At 55.0% G+C, this 16,030-nt stretch carries 12 protein-coding genes; 6 read left to right on the top strand and 6 right to left on the bottom strand.

Annotation, left to right across the window (positions count from 1 at the left end; translation table 11 throughout):
- Window positions 1-383 precede the first annotated feature (383 nt).
- The 4 genes from nrdG to ACEYDX_RS01345 all read left to right on the top strand — a co-directional run bounded on the left by nrdG (window position 384) and on the right by ACEYDX_RS01345 (window position 4,916).
- Window positions 384-902: an anaerobic ribonucleoside-triphosphate reductase activating protein gene (gene nrdG / locus ACEYDX_RS01360; protein WP_373740240.1), complete on the top strand. Its 519-nt coding sequence runs from the start codon at window positions 384-386 to the stop codon at window positions 900-902.
- 219 nt (window positions 903-1,121) lie between these two features.
- The gene (gene nrdD, locus ACEYDX_RS01355; protein ID WP_373740239.1) at window positions 1,122-2,903 is read left to right on the top strand and encodes an anaerobic ribonucleoside-triphosphate reductase; all 1,782 of its coding nucleotides are present in this window, start codon (window positions 1,122-1,124) and stop codon (window positions 2,901-2,903) included.
- 285 nt (window positions 2,904-3,188) lie between these two features.
- Window positions 3,189-3,950: a 5'/3'-nucleotidase SurE gene (surE, locus tag ACEYDX_RS01350; protein ID WP_373740238.1), complete on the top strand. Its 762-nt coding sequence runs from the start codon at window positions 3,189-3,191 to the stop codon at window positions 3,948-3,950.
- Window positions 3,951-4,034: 84 nt separating this feature from the next.
- On the top strand, window positions 4,035-4,916 hold the full coding sequence (locus ACEYDX_RS01345; protein ID WP_373740237.1) for a peptidoglycan DD-metalloendopeptidase family protein: 882 nt from the start codon (window positions 4,035-4,037) through the stop codon (window positions 4,914-4,916).
- A gap of 391 nt (window positions 4,917-5,307) precedes the next feature.
- On the opposite strand, the gene infB is transcribed toward ACEYDX_RS01345, so the two are convergent.
- The 4 genes from infB to ACEYDX_RS01325 all read right to left on the bottom strand — a co-directional run bounded on the left by infB (window position 5,308) and on the right by ACEYDX_RS01325 (window position 10,435).
- Window positions 5,308-8,118 (bottom strand): translation initiation factor IF-2, encoded by a 2,811-nt coding sequence (gene infB, locus ACEYDX_RS01340; RefSeq protein WP_373740236.1) that lies wholly within the window; start codon window positions 8,116-8,118, stop codon window positions 5,308-5,310.
- Window positions 8,119-8,133: 15 nt separating this feature from the next.
- A complete protein-coding gene (nusA, locus tag ACEYDX_RS01335; protein ID WP_373740235.1) occupies window positions 8,134-9,630 on the bottom strand; it encodes a transcription termination factor NusA in 1,497 nt (498 codons plus the stop codon).
- 59 nt (window positions 9,631-9,689) lie between these two features.
- Window positions 9,690-10,121 carry a ribosome maturation factor RimP gene (gene rimP, locus ACEYDX_RS01330; protein WP_373740329.1) on the bottom strand — a complete coding sequence of 144 codons (432 nt, stop codon included), beginning with the start codon at window positions 10,119-10,121 and terminating at the stop codon, window positions 9,690-9,692.
- A gap of 107 nt (window positions 10,122-10,228) precedes the next feature.
- Window positions 10,229-10,435, bottom strand: coding sequence for a hypothetical protein (locus ACEYDX_RS01325; RefSeq protein WP_373740234.1), 207 nt, complete (start codon window positions 10,433-10,435; stop codon window positions 10,229-10,231).
- Between the two features lie 19 nt (window positions 10,436-10,454).
- Here ACEYDX_RS01325 and recJ point away from each other — a divergent pair, with 19 nt between their 5' ends.
- Window positions 10,455-12,200: a single-stranded-DNA-specific exonuclease RecJ gene (gene recJ / locus ACEYDX_RS01320; protein ID WP_373740233.1), complete on the top strand. Its 1,746-nt coding sequence runs from the start codon at window positions 10,455-10,457 to the stop codon at window positions 12,198-12,200.
- A gap of 94 nt (window positions 12,201-12,294) precedes the next feature.
- Window positions 12,295-12,588: a hypothetical protein gene (locus tag ACEYDX_RS01315; RefSeq protein ID WP_373740232.1), complete on the top strand. Its 294-nt coding sequence runs from the start codon at window positions 12,295-12,297 to the stop codon at window positions 12,586-12,588.
- A 377-nt stretch (window positions 12,589-12,965) separates the two neighbouring features.
- On the opposite strand, the gene yjgA is transcribed toward ACEYDX_RS01315, so the two are convergent.
- Together yjgA and ACEYDX_RS01305 are read right to left on the bottom strand one after the other, a co-directional pair.
- The gene (yjgA, locus tag ACEYDX_RS01310) at window positions 12,966-13,502 is read right to left on the bottom strand and encodes a ribosome biogenesis factor YjgA (protein WP_373740231.1); all 537 of its coding nucleotides are present in this window, start codon (window positions 13,500-13,502) and stop codon (window positions 12,966-12,968) included.
- A gap of 157 nt (window positions 13,503-13,659) precedes the next feature.
- Window positions 13,660-15,861, bottom strand: a complete 2,202-nt coding sequence (locus tag ACEYDX_RS01305) for a TonB-dependent siderophore receptor (protein ID WP_373740230.1) — start codon at window positions 15,859-15,861, stop codon at window positions 13,660-13,662.
- Window positions 15,862-16,030 lie beyond the last annotated feature (169 nt).

Genomic DNA, 16,030 nt, shown 5'->3' with positions numbered 1-16,030 from the left:
AAGGCCGTCTGAACAGTTTGGGACGGCCGGTTTGCGTTTTTCCGTATGCGGATACATTAAGGATGGTGTGCAGTTTGTGTGCGGTTGTTTCGGAATTATACGCGGATGCGTCTGGGTTATGCGCAAATGCTTAATCGGGAGATACGCAGATGATTTCGGATGTTGCGGCAGGATGCGGATGGTTTCGGTTGGCCGCAGACAGGAAAGCGGTTTTTCAGACGGCCTGCCGATGCGGAATCAGGCCGGTATCCGTTTGGGATGTTGCGGTGTTGTGTAATGAAAGTTGATGTGTCTCAAGGAACGGTTTTCGGAAATCCATAAAATACAACATGTAGTATATTTTATGAATTTATAACACTATATATTGTATTTTAGGTGTGGCCATGAACCAGCTCAGATTCACCGCCGAACAAATCGTCTGGCAGGAAGTGCCGAACGAAACTTCTCTGGCGTTTCTGATTTCCGGCTGCCCGTTGCGCTGCCAAGGCTGCCACAGTGCCGACAGTTGGAAAGCCGGTTCGGGCACGGTACTGACCGCCGAATATCTGCAAGGCCGTCTGAAACGCTATCGCGGGCTGATTGGCTGCGTGCTGTTTATGGGCGGCGAATGGCAGCCGGAGGCATTGGTAAACCTGCTGCAAACCGTCAAATCGGCGGGTTTGAAAACCTGCCTTTATACGGGTTTGGAACGGGAAGAGCTGGAAGCCGTTTCAGACGGCCTGATACCGCATTTGGATTATCTGAAAACGGGGCGGTGGAACGCCGCGCTCGGCGGTTTGGACAGCCCGTTTACCAACCAAAAACTAGTTAATTTGCATACAGGCGAAATCTTGAACCGTTTGTTTTGGAAAGAAAATCCGGCAAAGAAAGCCAAACCGGTATTTGAAATTGCGGCGGCGTGAGGCCGTCTGAAAATAATGTGCGACGGTATGTCCTGCTGAAAACGCCATGAAGCGGCGGGATAGCAGGGCGGTTCAAATCCACTGTGTGCGAATCCGGTTTGAACAAAAAATCCCTAGCCTGAAACCGATTTTTCAGACGGCATAACGGCGTATGCGGCTTCCCTGCAATACCCAACTTCCTACCAACCATCCCCAACCCGATTACCTCAGGAGAACACCATGATTCGGCTGCATCCCGAACAGTTAAACGGCAAACTCGATTTCATGCGCGACTACATCTCGGCGCACAACGCGGCCGACGGCTCGAAAATGGACGCGAACGCCAACGTTACGCAGAAAAACATTGCCACGATGGAAGCGGAGCTGATGAAGGATTTCTTCGTTCAGGTCAACCGCGCGCAGGTTTCGCGCAAAATCGGCGAGCTGTTCGGTGCGGAGACGGCGGCCGAATACATCCGCCAAATCGAGGCGCACGAGATTTATGTGCACGACGAAACCAGCCTGAAGCCTTACTGCGTGTCGCTGACGCTGTATCCGTTTCTGCTCGACGGCCTGACCAAACTCGGTGGTGAATCGAAAGCGCCGCAGCATCTGGCTTCGTTTTGCGGCTCGTTTGTGAACCTCGTGTTCGCCGTGAGCGCGCAGTTTGCCGGTGCGGTGGCGACGGTGGAGTTTCTCACTTATTTCGACCACTTCGCCCGCCGCGATTTCGGCGACAACTATCTGGAAACCCATGCCGACGAAATCGCCAACCACTTTCAGCAGGTGGTGTACAGCATCAACCAGCCCGCCGCCGCGCGCGGTTATCAGAGCGTGTTTTGGAACATTTCCGTGTACGACCGCCACTATTTCGAGGCGATGTTCGGCGATTTCGTGTTCCCCGATTTTTCCAAACCCGATTGGGAAAGCGTTGAAAAACTGCAACTTTTCTTCCTGCAATGGTTCAACCGCGAACGCAGCAAAGCCGTGCTGACCTTCCCCGTGGTGACCGCCGCCATGCTCACCGAAAACGGCAAGTGCAAAGACACCGCGTTTGCCGACGACATGGCGAAAGAGCTTTCAGACGGCAATTCGTTTTTCGTTTACCTTTCTGACAATCCCGACTCGCTGGCTTCATGCTGCCGCCTGCGCAACGCCATCGAAGACCGCACCTTCTCCTACACGCTCGGCGCGGGCGGCGTGGCCACCGGTTCGATTAACGTCATCACCATCAACATGAACCGCTTGGAGCAGGACGGCCGCGATTTGGCCGCCGAAGTTGCCAAAATCCATCAATACCAATACGCCTACCGCAAGCTGATGGAGGAATACCAAGCCGCCGGAATGCTGCCCGTGTACGACGCAGGGTTCATCACGCTGGATAAACAGTTCCTGACCATCGGCATCAACGGCATGGCCGAAGCCGCCGAGTTTCACGGCATCAAAGTCGGTTACAACGAAGACTATGTGCGCTTCGTGCAAGGCCGTCTGAAAACCATTTTCGAGGCCAACCAAGCCGCCACCAAGCATTACGGCGTGAAGTTCAACACCGAATTCGTGCCCGCCGAAAACCTCGGCGTGAAAAACGCCAAATGGGACAAAGCCGACGGCTACCAAGTCAGCCGCGACTGCTACAACTCCTATTTCTATGTGGTGGAAGACGAAGCAACCAACGCGCTCGACAAATTCCTGCTGCACGGCAGAGAACTGGTCGACTGGCTCGACGGCGGCTCCGCCCTGCACCTGAACCTGGACGAAGCCCTGCCCGAAAGCGGCTACCGCTCGCTGCTCGACATCGCCGCGCAAACCGGCTGCAACTACTTCTGCGTCAACGTGCGGATTACGATTTGCAACGAGTGCAACCACATCGATAAGCGTACTTTATATTCGTGCAGCCAATGCGGCAGTCACAACATCGACCACGGCACGCGCGTCATCGGCTACCTCAAACGCGTGTCGGCATTCTCCAGCGGACGCAGGAAAGAACACGCCCTGCGGCACTACCACCGCCATGCGGCGTAAGGCCGTCTGAAAAATGTTTTCAGACGGCCTGTGCGGTTTTCCGAAAGACGGCTGTTTGGCCGGTTTGTTCCGGAGATGTTTTTCCGCCAACACGGGAATAACGGCAATTAAAGGCAAGGCATTTCGGTTATCCGGTATCCGAACTTCCAGAAGATGCGGATATGCAGGCCGTCTGAAACCGTTTTTCAGACGGCCTGTTGCGCTTTATCGGCCGGTTTGCCGTCCATGGACAGTTTCCGCGGCAGGGCAGTACAATCCCCGTTTTTTCCGACAAGGACGGGGTTGATGAACATCCTGATTTGTAACGACGACGGCTATCTGGCCGAAGGCATTGCCGTTTTGGCAAGGGTGGCGGGCGAGTTCGCCAATGTGCGCGTGGTTGCGCCCGAACGCGACCGCAGCGGCGTGAGCAATTCGCTGACGCTCGACCGGCCGCTGCGCATCCGCGAAGCGGCCAACGGCTTTTATTATGTCAGCGGCACGCCCACCGACTGCATCCATCTCGGCCTGCACGCGCTGCCGGATTTCGTGCCTGATTTGGTGCTGTCCGGCATCAACCACGGTGCCAATATGGGCGACGACACGCTCTATTCGGGTACGGTGGCGGCAGCGACGGAAGCCTATCTGATGGGGTTTCCCGCCGTTGCGCTGTCGCTCAACGATTCGGGCGGCCGTTATTGGGCAACCGCCGAAAAAGCCGCATGGATGCTGCTGGAACACCTGCTGGCCGTGCCGCCCGAAAAGCCGGTTTTGTGGAACGTCAACATCCCCGCTGTCGCACCCGAAGACATACAGGGTTTGAAAACCGCCCGTCTCGGCCGCCGCCATCATGCGCAAAGTATTGTTCCTGCAAGAAATCCGCGCGGAGAGGCGGTTTATTGGATCGGCCCCGTCGGCAGCATTTCCGACCGCGAAGACGGTACGGATTTCGCCGAATGCGAAGCGGGGTTTATTACGGTAACGCCGCTGCAAATCGACCTGACCGATTATTCCGATATGAAAAAAACGGCGGATTTCTGGCGGAAAATGCCCGGCTTTACCGATTAAAACGTCCCGAAACACTTGAGAAGCGGGCATATTTTGATTTAAGATACGCCCCTGTTACGACCCAATACATAGAAGGTAATGAATATGTTAAGAAAAACCGCATTCCGCGCCGCCTCTCTTGCGGCAGTTCTTATGCTTGCCGCCTGCGCTTCGCAACCGCCCGCTCCGGTTGTGAAAGGCACGGAAGGTTCACGCGCCGGTTCGGGCAGCAACCCTTACGGTGCAACTCCTTACGATCCCGGTACGGGTTCGTCCGCAAACGCACCCTATACTCCGCCGGCAAGCGCTCCGTCGGTTTCTTCGGGCGGCACTTACCAGCCTTCTAACGCACCGGTCGACATCAATGCCGCCACACACACCGTCGTACGCGGCGATACCGTTTACAACATCTCCAAACGCTATAAAATCAGCCAAGACGACCTGCGCGCATGGAACGGTTTGTCGGGCGACAACACCATCAGCGTAGGCCAAACCCTGCGTGTGAAACCCAACGGCTACGTTGCACCTGCCGGCGGTTCTGCAACGACGACTACGGCTGCCAATAAGCAGTCTACCGGTGCGGCAAGCACGCCTTCCGTATCGACCGGCAGCAGCCGCAACGTCAGCGGCATCCAATGGGTACGCCCGACACGCGGTAATGTCGTTACCCAATTCGGCGGCAGCAGCAAAGGCGTCGACATTGCCGGTACGGCAGGCCAGCCCGTTGTCGCGGCGGCCGACGGCAAAGTCGTTTATGCAGGTTCGGGTCTGCGCGGTTACGGCAACCTGATTATCATCCAGCACAACCAAACCTTCCTGAGCGCCTACGGCCACAACCAAAGCCTGCTCGTGAACGAAGGCCAAACCGTGAAACGCGGCCAAACCATTGCCAAAATGGGCAACAGCGATGCCCCGCGTACGCAGCTCCATTTTGAAGTGCGTCAAAACGGTAAACCGGTTAACCCTGCTAATTTTGTCGCTTTCTAAGCAGATACATTCATATACTTGAATTAAGTATCAAGGCCGTCTGAAAAGAAGTTTTTCAGACGGCCTTTGTTATTTTTGAAACGGATTGTTGTTTCAGAGTGTATTTGGATAGTGTGTTCATACTCGGCGGGTTGTTTCCCGTGCAGGCGGGAATCCATTTTCGATATTCACGCGTACGCTTTGAACTTGAAAATGAAAGATACCGGATGCCGGATTTGGATTTTTGTCTGCTTATGGAATCGGCGATACGGTTTTGCCGATGGTTTAAACACAGCCATTAAACCGCTGCCGTTAAAAGAATGGCCGTCTGAAAAAGAGTGAATGTGTTTGTAGTAACCAACTAAAAAGGCCGTCTGAAACGTTCAGACGGCCTTTGGGTTTTAAAGCGAAATCACAGCGTACGCGCCACTTCGACGATGTCGAAGCATTCGAGCATGTCGCCTTCTTCGATTTCGTTGTAGCCCTTAATCATCAGGCCGCATTCGAAGCCCATGCGCACTTCTTTGACATCGTCTTTGAAGCGTTTGAGCGAAGACAGTTCGCCGGTGTGGATGACCACGTTGTTGCGGATGATGCGTACCTTGCTGTCGCGCTTCACAAGGCCGTCTGTAACCATACAGCCTGCGATGTTGCCGACTTTGGACACGCTGATGACTTGGCGGATTTCCACCGTGCCGGTTTGCTGCTCTTTTTCTTCGGGCGAGAGCATTCCGCTCATGGCGGCTTTCACGTCGTCAATCGCATCGTAGATGATGTTGTAGTAGCGGATTTCCACGTCTTCGGTTTCGGCCAGCTTGCGTGCGGATGCGTCGGCGCGCACGTTGAAGCCGATGATGAACGCGCCCGAAGCAATCGCCAAGTTGACGTCGCTCTCGGTGATGCCGCCCACGCCGCTGTGCAGTACGCTTACTTTCACCTCGTCGGTAGAAAGTTTTTGCAGGCTGCCTGCCAAGGCTTCGTAAGAACCCTGAACGTCGGCTTTGATAATCACGGCCAGGTTTTGCGCTTGGCCTTCGCCCATGTTGCTGAACATGTTTTCCAGCTTGGCGGCCTGCTGTTTGGCCAGTCGTACGTCGCGGTATTTGCCTTGGCGGAACAGGGCGACTTCGCGGGCTTTTTTCTCGTCGGCCAATACCAGCGCATCTTCGCCGGCATTCGGTACGTCGGACAAGCCGAGAATTTCCACCGGAATCGACGGCCCGGCTTCGTTAATCGGTTTGCCGTTTTCATCCATCATGGCGCGTACTTTACCGAATGCGGTGCCGGCCAGCAGCATATCGCCTTTGCGCAATGTGCCGCTCTGTACCAGCAGCGTGGCCACGGCACCGCGGCCTTTGTCGAGACGGGCTTCGACGATGATGCCTTTGGCGGGTGCATCGGCAGGTGCTTGTAGTTCCAAAACTTCGGCCTCGAGCAATACAGCTTCGAGCAGGGCATCGATGTTGGTGCCTTGTTTGGCGGAAACGTCGATGAACTGGGTCGTGCCGCCCCAATCGTCGGGGATGACTTCGTGCTGGGTCAGCTCTTGGCGGATGCGTTCGGGGTTGGCTGCTTCCTTATCGATTTTGTTTACTGCCACCACAATCGGCACGCCCGCCGCTTTGGCATGGGCAATTGCTTCGATGGTTTGCGGCATTACGCCGTCGTCGGCGGCCACGACCAGAATCACGATGTCGGTGGCTTTCGCACCGCGCGCGCGCATGGCGGTAAACGCTTCGTGGCCGGGGGTGTCGAGGAAGGTAATCACGCCGCGCGGGGTTTCCACGTGATACGCACCGATGTGCTGCGTGATGCCGCCCGCTTCGCCCTGTACCACTTTGGCACGGCGGATGTAGTCGAGCAGCGAGGTTTTGCCGTGGTCGACGTGACCCATCACGGTAACGACGGGCGGACGCGGCAGCATTTCGGCCTCGGCGTGTGTGGCATCGTCGTCCAGGAATGCGTCGGGATCGTCCACCGCGGCCGGTTTGCCGATGTGGCCGAGTTCTTCTACCACAATCAGCGCGGTTTCTTGGTCGAGGGATTGGTTGATGGTTACCATCATGCCCATTTTCATCAGGGCTTTTACCACTTCCACGCCCTTAACGGCCATTTTGTGCGCCAAATCGGCCACGGTAATGGTTTCGGGCACCAGCACTTCGTGAACCACGGGTTCGGTCGGCGCTTGGAAGGCGTGCTGGTTCGGCTCGAGTTTGAGTTTTTTGCCTTTTTTGCCGCCGCGTACGCGCTCGTCGTCGCCGCTACGTCCGCCGCGGGCGTCTTTGCCGCCTTTGCCTTTGCCTTTTGCATTACGGCCGTCTGAATCGTCATGACTGCGGCGGTCGTCTTTTTTCCCGCGAGCGGGTTGGGCAGGTTTTTCGGCAGATGCGGTTTTGTCGGCGGAACCCTGGGCTTGTTGCGGTTTGGCGGCTGATTTGGCCGCTTTTGCTTCTTCCGCAGCTTTCGCGTCTTGTGCAGCCTGCTGCTTCACGGCTTCACGTCGCGCCAAACGCTCTTGTTTTTCGCGTTGCAATGCTTCCTGATGGGCACGGAATGCGGCGGCACGGCGTGCTTCTTCTTCACGCTGTGCTTTTTCGGCATCGCTTACCACAGGTTGCGGCGCAGCAGGTTCGGCAGCGGCTTTTTTCTTCGCCTCTTTGTCTTTGCCGCCTTTGGCTTTGGGTTCTTTAACAGGTTTGTCGGTTTCGTCGGCCGCTTTTTCAGGAACTGCCGGTTTTTCAGACGGCGTATCCGCTACTGCGGTTTGGGTATCCTGTTCCGCTGCTTTCATTTTTTCGGCTTTGGCGGCTTTCAGTTTGGCTGCTTCCGCTTCTGCTTTGGCGCGGGCTTGCTCCATGGCGGCTTTTTCCGCCTCGGCTTCGGCAGCGGCTTTCGCTTCGGTTTCTTGGGCCGTTTTCACTTTGGCTGCTTCGGCGGCGATTTCTTCCGGCGGCGGTACGACTACTGCGCGGGTACGGCGGCGGGTTTCCACTTGAACGCCGTTTACCGTGCTGACTTCCGCTTTCTTGCGGCGTACGCTGATGGTTGCGCCGTCGCTGCCGTGCGATTTTTGCAGATAGGCCAGAAGTTTCTGTTTGTCTTCGGCCGTGATGCTGTCGCTGCCGCTGCTTTTTTCAACACCTGCGCTGCGTAACTGTTTCAGCAGGTCTTCCACAGGTTTTTTCAGTTCGGCGGCAAATTGTTCTACTGTTGTATGACTCATTTGATTAAGCCCCCTTTAGTTTTCTTCGTTAAACCAGTGTTCGCGTGCGGCCAGAATCACTTTCTCGGCCTCTTCGGTGCTGATGCCGGTAATTTCCACCAGCTCGTCCACTGCCAAATCGGCCAAATCGTCGCGGGTGGTAATGCCCGCTTCGGCCAAATCGCGCAGCATATCTTGATCCACACCGGCCACTTCGCGCATATCGTCGCTGACTTCTTCCAGTTTTTCTTCCGAAGCGATGGCCAGTGTCAAAATAGCATCGCGTGCTCGGGCACGCAGGATTTTTACAGTGTCCTCGTCGAAACCTTCGATGTCGAGCAGCTCGGCTTCAGGCACATATGCGATTTCTTCAAGTGTGGCGAAGCCTTCTTCCAGCAGCACATCCGCCGTGTCTTCGTCCACATTCAGGTGTTCCATAAACAGGTTTCGGATGGCGGCATCTTCGGCTGCATTGCGCTCTTCGGCTTCTTCCACCGTCATGATGTTCAGCTGCCAGCCGGTCAGGTCGGAAGCAAGGCGCACGTTTTGGCCGCCGCGTCCGATGGCGAGCGCAAGCTGGTCTTCGGCCACAATCACATCTACTGCATGTTTGTCTTCGTCAATCAAAATACGGGAAACAGCAGCCGGAGACAGCGCGTTCATTACAAATTGGGCGGTTTCGGGCGACCAAAGCACCACATCGATACGCTCGCCAGCCAGCTCGTTGCTGACGGCATTGACGCGGCTGCCGCGCACGCCGATACAGGTTCCCTGCGGATCGATGCGCTGGTCGTTGGCTTTTACGGCCACTTTTGCACGCTGGCCAGGGTCGCGTGCCACTTCGCGGATTTCCAGCAGGCCGTCGTCGATTTCGGGAACTTCCATGGCAAACAGTTTTGCCAGGAATTCATTGGCGGTACGGCTCAGAATCACCTGTTTCCTGCCGGTGTTCGCACTTTCGTCGACACGCAGGAACAATGCGCGCACACGGTCGCCCGTACGGAAGTTTTCGCGCTGAATCATCTGATCGCGAGGCAGCAGCGCATCCAAGCGGCCGATTTCCACAATCACACCGTGGCGTTCCACGCGTTTGACCGTGCCCAGCACAATATCTTCCTTGCGCGACAGAAATTCATTGAGAATCTGTTCGCGCTCGGCATCGCGGATGCGTTGCAGGATAATCTGTTTGGCAGTTTGGGCGGCTTGGCGGCCGAACGCTTCGTTTTCCAGCGGTTCTTCGTAATATTCGCCTACCTGAATGGCCGTACCCGGAATTTCTTCCTGGATTTCTTCGATGGTTTTTTCCACGTCGGGATAAGTGTAGGCTTCGTCCTCTACAATCAGCCAGCGGCGGAAAGTACGGTATTCGCCTGTTTCGCGGTCGATTTCCACGCGGACGTCCATATGCTCGCGGTTGGCTTTTTTCTTGGCGGCGGTGCCCAATGCAAATTCCAAAGCCTGAAACACCACTTCGGCTTCCACGTTTTTCTCGCTGGCCAATGCTTCGGCCAGTTGCAACATTTCGCGACTCATTTTTCAAGAATCTCCGTTTGATTATCTAAAAATCTAAAAAAGTTTGTTTTTAAAAGGCTTTAAAATTTGAATTCAGGCTTCAGGCGGGCTTTGTCGATGTTTGACAGCTCGATTTCGGCAGTTTTGCCGTCAAAAGACAGGGTAACGGTTTCGTTTTCACATCCTTCGATACATCCGATGAAGTTTTTTTGGCCGTCAATCGGCAGACGTGTTTTGATTTTTGCCTGCTGTCCGGCAAAGCGTACGAAATCCGCGGCTTTTTTCAACGGACGGTCAAGCCCCGGACTTGAAATTTCCAAACGTTTGTAATCCACGTCTTCCACCATAAACAGGCGGCTCAGGTGGTTGCTCACGGTGGCGCAGTCTTCTACCGTAATTCCGCTTTCTTTATCGATGAAAATACGCAAATCGCCCTGGGCCGTCAGCTCGAAATCCACAAGTTCGTAACCGAGGCCCGGCAGGGTTTTGTCGAGAATAGTCTGAATGTCCATTTTGCTCCGCTGCATAAACAAAAAATGGCCGTGTGGCCATTTTTCAGAAGTAAATCGAAAAATTTCCTAATTATAACCCGTTTCACATCAAAAAAAAAGTGTTGATTTCACGGTGTAATTTTCAGACGGCCTGTTCGGACGGGGTTTATGCGGAAACCACTGCCGTGATGAGAAAACGGGTAGTGGTCGCGGCGGGAAAAACGGCTCTGTTTGAAGACCTTGATGGTTGCAGCGGCGTGTTTCTCGGCTTCTGTAAAAGGCAGGGGATGGGTTTCCAAACGCGCTACAATACTGCCTTTTCCGTTTCCGTACAAAAAACACTTTCCGTATAACATGTCCGCAAAAATCCAAATCCGTCCGGTAAATTCCGCCGCTTTCCAAACCTTGATGGCGGCAGGAGCCGACCCGTTAACCGCCCGCCTGTACGCCGCCCGCCAAGTAGAAACTGCCGGCGAACTTGCCGACAATCTCTCCGCGCTGATTCCCTACACCATGCTCAAAGGCTGTACCGAAGCCGCAGCCCGTCTGGCCGACGCGGTGCAGAAGCGCGAAAAAATCCTGATTGTGGCCGACTACGATGCCGACGGCGCAACGGCTTGTGCGGTGGGCGTAAACGGTTTGGCCGCGATGGGCGGCGCGGTTGATTTTCTCGTACCCAACCGTTTCGAGCACGGCTACGGCCTTACGCCCGAGCTGGCGGAAATAGCGGCGGCGCAAGGTGCAGACGTTTTGCTGACGGTGGACAACGGCATCGCCAGCACCGCAGGCGTGGCGCGCGCGCAGGCTTTGGGTTTGGACGTCATCGTTACCGACCACCACCTGCCCGCCGATACCGTGCCCGACTGCATCATCGTGAACCCGAATCAGAAAGGCTGCGGCTTTCCAAGCAAAAGTCTGGCCGGTGTCGGTGTGATTTTTTATGTGCTGACGGCATTGCGTGCCGAATTGCGGCGGCGCGGCCATTTCAGGCCGTCTGAAAATGCCAAACCGTTTTCAGACGGCCTTGACGGTGTGAACACCATTGCCGAACCCAATCTCGGCGAACTGCTCGATTTGGTGGCATTGGGCACGGTGGCCGACGTGGTCGCGCTCGACCACAACAACCGCATTCTCGTTTCGCAGGGCCTGAAACGGATGCGCGCGGGCAAAATGCGGCCGGGCATCCGCGCCCTGTTTGACGTTGCCCGCCGCGACTGGCGCAAAGCGCAGCCGTTCGACATGGGTTTTGCACTCGGCCCGCGCATCAATGCGGCAGGGCGGCTCGACGACATGTCGGTCGGCATCGCCTGCCTGCTGGCCGCCGACGAAGCCGAAGCGCAAAGCCTGGCCGCGCAGCTCAACGATTTGAACATCGAACGCCGCGAAATCGAACAATCCATGCTGCAAGACGCGTTGGACGGTTTTCCCGAAACCCTGCCCGACGGCCAAACCACGCTCACGGCCTACCGTGAAGATTTCCATCAAGGCGTGGTCGGCATCGTTGCCAGCCGTCTGAAAGACCGTTTCTACCGCCCCGCCGTAGTGTTCGCTCCCGCAGGCAACGGCGAAGTGCGCGGCTCAGGGCGTTCCATTCCCAAGCTGCACCTGCGCGACGCGCTCGATTTGTTAAGCAAACGCCATCCCGATTTGATTTTGAAATTCGGCGGACACGCGATGGCGGCGGGTTTGAGCATACTCGAACGCGACATTCCCACTTTTCAGACGGCCTTCGAAACCGCCGTGCGCGATATGGTCGGTCAAGACGATTTGTCGCAAACCTTCGTTACCGACGGCAGCCTGCCCGCCCGCGACATCACGCTCGAACAGGCGCAGAACCTTGCCCGCCACGTTTGGGGGCAGGGCTTCGCGCCGCCGAGCTTTACCGACGAATTCGCCGTCGTGCGCCAGCAGCCGATGGGCGCGGAAGGCAAACACCGCAAAGCCTGGCTGCAAAAAGACGGCTGCGAATTCGAAGCGATGTTCTGGCGTTGCGAAGACGACATTCCCGCGCGCATCCGCACCGTTTACCGTCCCGTGGCCAACGAATGGCGCGGCAATACGGAGTTGCAGCTTTATATTGATTATTGGGAGGCGGCTTAGCATGAAAAGGCCGTCTGAAAACGCTTGGCTGTATGTTTGGGTATGGTGCTGATACTTTGGTTTGCGTCGTTCTTGTGCGGGTGGGAATCCGGTTTTGATATTCATAAGTGCTGGCTTAGAAAAAGATACCGGATTTCAAACATGGATTCCCGCCCACGCGGGAATGACGGAGATTGGAGGGGCTGTCTTGCCAATTGCCAATCAATATAATATCCACACACACAGCTTTATTTTTAAGAAGCGTCGGCGTATATCGGATACGGATTTCCGTCTGAATGGAAATGACGAAAAATCAGGTATCGGTGCAATATCCGAACGCAGTCCAAACGGCGGCAGCCGTATTCGCGGTTTAAATGACAGGCCGTCTGAAAATTTCGGTTGCGGTTGAACAATGGAGTTTGCTTCCAAAAGAGGTATTTAGGTTTGGATTGTTTTTAAATTCAAACATACTTGCAGTTTTAGCCGCATTTTTACAGAACAATCCGCCCCGGTTAAGTTTTGAAAAACAACCGGATTGGCTGTATAAAAAATTTTCCTATTTTTTAATAGATTATATTTTATAAATTAAAAAAAAATTAGGATATATGTATGATTTTTATGCAAAAAATATTTAAATGTTTATAAAGATTGTCGGGAATATTTCACGGCATTCGGTATTTTTTAATGGAGAATCAGTTTAAAGGCCTAAAGGCGGTCTGAAAATCATGTTTCAGACGGCCTTTAGGCCTTTGCCGTAACTGTCGTACACGGCTGCTGCGAATGGAGTTACGGTTCTGCTTGTTGCTGCTCCTGAATACTGCTGTCCGAGCCGCCACCTTCCATGACGGATTTGATTTCCTGAAACAGCGCACGGAAATTTTTCGGAGGTTTGCTCAGCTCCTGTTCTTTGCGGGTGTTGCGGATTAACGTACGCAACTTGTTGGCATCAGCATGGGGATGGTCGGCCATAAATACAGTAAGCGCGTCGTTATCTGCGATTAAACGCTCGCGAGTCTGTTCGACGCGTTGCAGAAAAGCGTTGTGCGCTGCATTGTCGCCGCGCAGTTTGGCCAGAAAGCGTTCGATGGGCTCGGGATCGGTGTCGCGCATCAAACGCCCGATATACTGTGCCTGCCGCTTGAGCGCACCGTTGGCTGTGATTTTCTTATAGGTAAGAATAGCTTCCAACAAATCTTCGTGCAACCCGATTTTTTTCAGCGTATCGGGCGCAAGACGGGTAAGCTGCATGCCTAAATCCTGTAAATCGTTCATTTGCTGCTTCATACGGGTTTTGCTGACCCATTCGGTATCGTTGGTATTCATGTGTGTATCTGAAAATTAAATTATTTTGAGCATTTTACCGTGCTGTATGTGTAACCGCTATATATTCTTAATTATGTGGCTAGTAGTTTGAAGGCCGTCTGAAAATATTTTCAGACGGCCTTTCTCTGCTTCTGCATCATGATAAGCAGGCGGGTTTTTAGAACGCGTATTCCGCTTTCAGCCAGTAGGTGCGGGGCATGCCGACGACGGCGAAGCTGCGGTCGTATTGGCCTCGTTGGACCTGCCAGTAGTTTTTGTTGAACAGGTTTTCCACCGAGCCGCTGACGGTCAGTTTGTTTTTACCGACTTTGGCGGCGTAGCTGGCGCCGACGTCAAACAGGGTGTATGAGGGGAAGCTGTACTGTTTTTGCGTGTCCTGATAGGACTTGCCGTAGTATTGGGCGTGGCTGTTGAGCGTCAGGCCTTTGACCCACGGGGTGTCCCATTCGATGCCTGCTTTGGCGATGATGCGGGGGCTGGCGACTTGGGTACCGTTGACCAGTGTGTCGGTGTAGGTGGGGTAGTTTTTGAGGTCGGGGCGCAGGTACATGATGCCGAAGCTGGGGCGCAGGGTTTTGTCGAGCAGGTTGGCGTAGGTGTTGAATTCTATGCCGCGGCTGCGTTCTTTGCCTTGTGCCGCGCCAGTGGTGCGCCAATAGCCGGGACGGGTAATCTGGAAGGCGTTGAGTGCGGTAACGACGTTGCCCCAGTTTTTGCGTACGCCGACTTCGAACTGGCGGCTGACGCGCGGGTCGGCCATGGTGCCGGAATCGGCATCGATGGCGCCGGGTTCAAGGTCTTCCATGTAGTTGCCGTAAACGACGGTATCCTGTTGCGGACGCCATGCGGCCATCAGCATGGGGCTGAAGCGGTGGGCGCTGCCTTTGGAAACGGGTGTTTCGGTTTTGTCTTCCTGTTTAATCCACTGCATGCGGCCGCCGAGTGTCAGGCGGTATTTGCCGTCTGAAAGGCCGAGCGTGTCGGACAGGGCGAGGCTGTTGGCAACGTAGGTGGCGTTGACACTGGGTGTGGCGGCAAGCGGGGCGAGGGTGCGTGTGCCGGAACTGAAATCGGGGTTGTAGAAGTTGGTTCGGATACTGTTGGTGTAGTCGCTGCCCCAATAATTCAGACGTGAGCGGCGGACGCGGTCGTATGCGGTACTCCAAGTGTGGGTTACCGGGCCGGTTTCGAATTCGCCGCGTGCGCCCAAATTGATGCTGAAGGTTTTGGAGGTTTGGTCGCTCAGGCGGGAGCCGTTGTTTCTATTTGCACCGAGATAATAATCGCCGTTTGGTTCGATGAGCGTGGTGATTCTGCCGGTATTTCTGTTGATTGTGCCTGCGTTGATTTGGGCGAAGTTGCCGTAGTAGCGCGAATGGTTGTAACCGATGCCGCCTGAAAGCTGGACTTTGTCGTGTGCGTCGTATTCAAACGTGAGCATATTGGTTTGGTCGCGCGTGGTTTGGCCCTGCCAGTCCGGGACAAGGTTGGTTTTGCCGTCGGGTGCGGCGGGCAGGCGGAAATTCAGAAACTGGATGTCCTGTACGCGGCCGCGGCCGCCTGTGGTTTTGCGTTTGGAATACATGCTGTCGATGGCGACGCGCAGTTGCTCGCCGCGGTAATCGGCGTTGAGGGCGAATTCTTTGTTGTCTTCTTTATAGCCGTCGCGCGGGGTGTCGCCGTTGCGCAGTTTGCCGTTGATGCGTGCGCCCCATTTTTGGTCGGTACCGAAACGGCGGCCGAAATCAAACGAACCTTGGGCGCGGCTGTCGCTGAAGTAGCCGATGCCGACTGTGTTGATCGGAGTGTCGGTGGCTTTTTTGGTTTCGATGTTGACGGAACCTGAAACCGCGCCTTCGGGATCCATGCCGTTAATCGCGCTGGACGCGCCTTTAATCAGTTGCGCCGAACCGACGGCTGCGGTGGGGGAGGATTGGTAGGAATACATGCCGGCCAGGCCGTTGACGCTGAACTGGCGGGCATCGAGCTGCTGGCCGCGCACATACAGGCCGTTGAGGGTGTTGGTTTCGCCGCCGAACGACATGGTGGAGGCATCGGTTTTGGCGACAACGTCCACCAGATTGCGGGCGGCTTTGTCGTTAATCGCTTTTTCGTCGTAGTTGACTACGGTAACCGGGGCGGTGAAGGCGTTGGCTTTGCCCAGCAGTCCCAAGTTTACGCGGTCGCGCAAATCGCCGTCGCTGGCGATGGAAAAGGAGCGGAAGGATTTGTTGGTGCCCCTGACTTCGACCTGTTGCAGTTCGACGCTGCTGTCGGGTTGTGCAGGGGCGGTTTCGTCGGCGGCGCAGGCGAATGCGGCGGCCACGAGCAGGGGGAGGAGGGCAAGTCTGCTGTTCATCGTTCTCTTCTTCAAAGGTTCAAGGTTTGGGTATTTGAGGGAAAACGGAGCGGGAATCTCCGGCAAGGTAAAAAATTACAAAGTAATTTCGCGGCAATATTATATTTGATACCATCTCGCATTTTCTAAAATTTAACGTGAAAATAACTTTTATCTGTGAAATTCTGAT

It is taken from the genome of Neisseria sp., from assembly GCF_041804105.1.
GTDB lineage: Bacteria > Pseudomonadota > Gammaproteobacteria > Burkholderiales > Neisseriaceae > Neisseria.
Note: the sequence above shows the minus strand (reverse complement) of the source record. Positions and strands in the feature narration are given on the sequence as shown.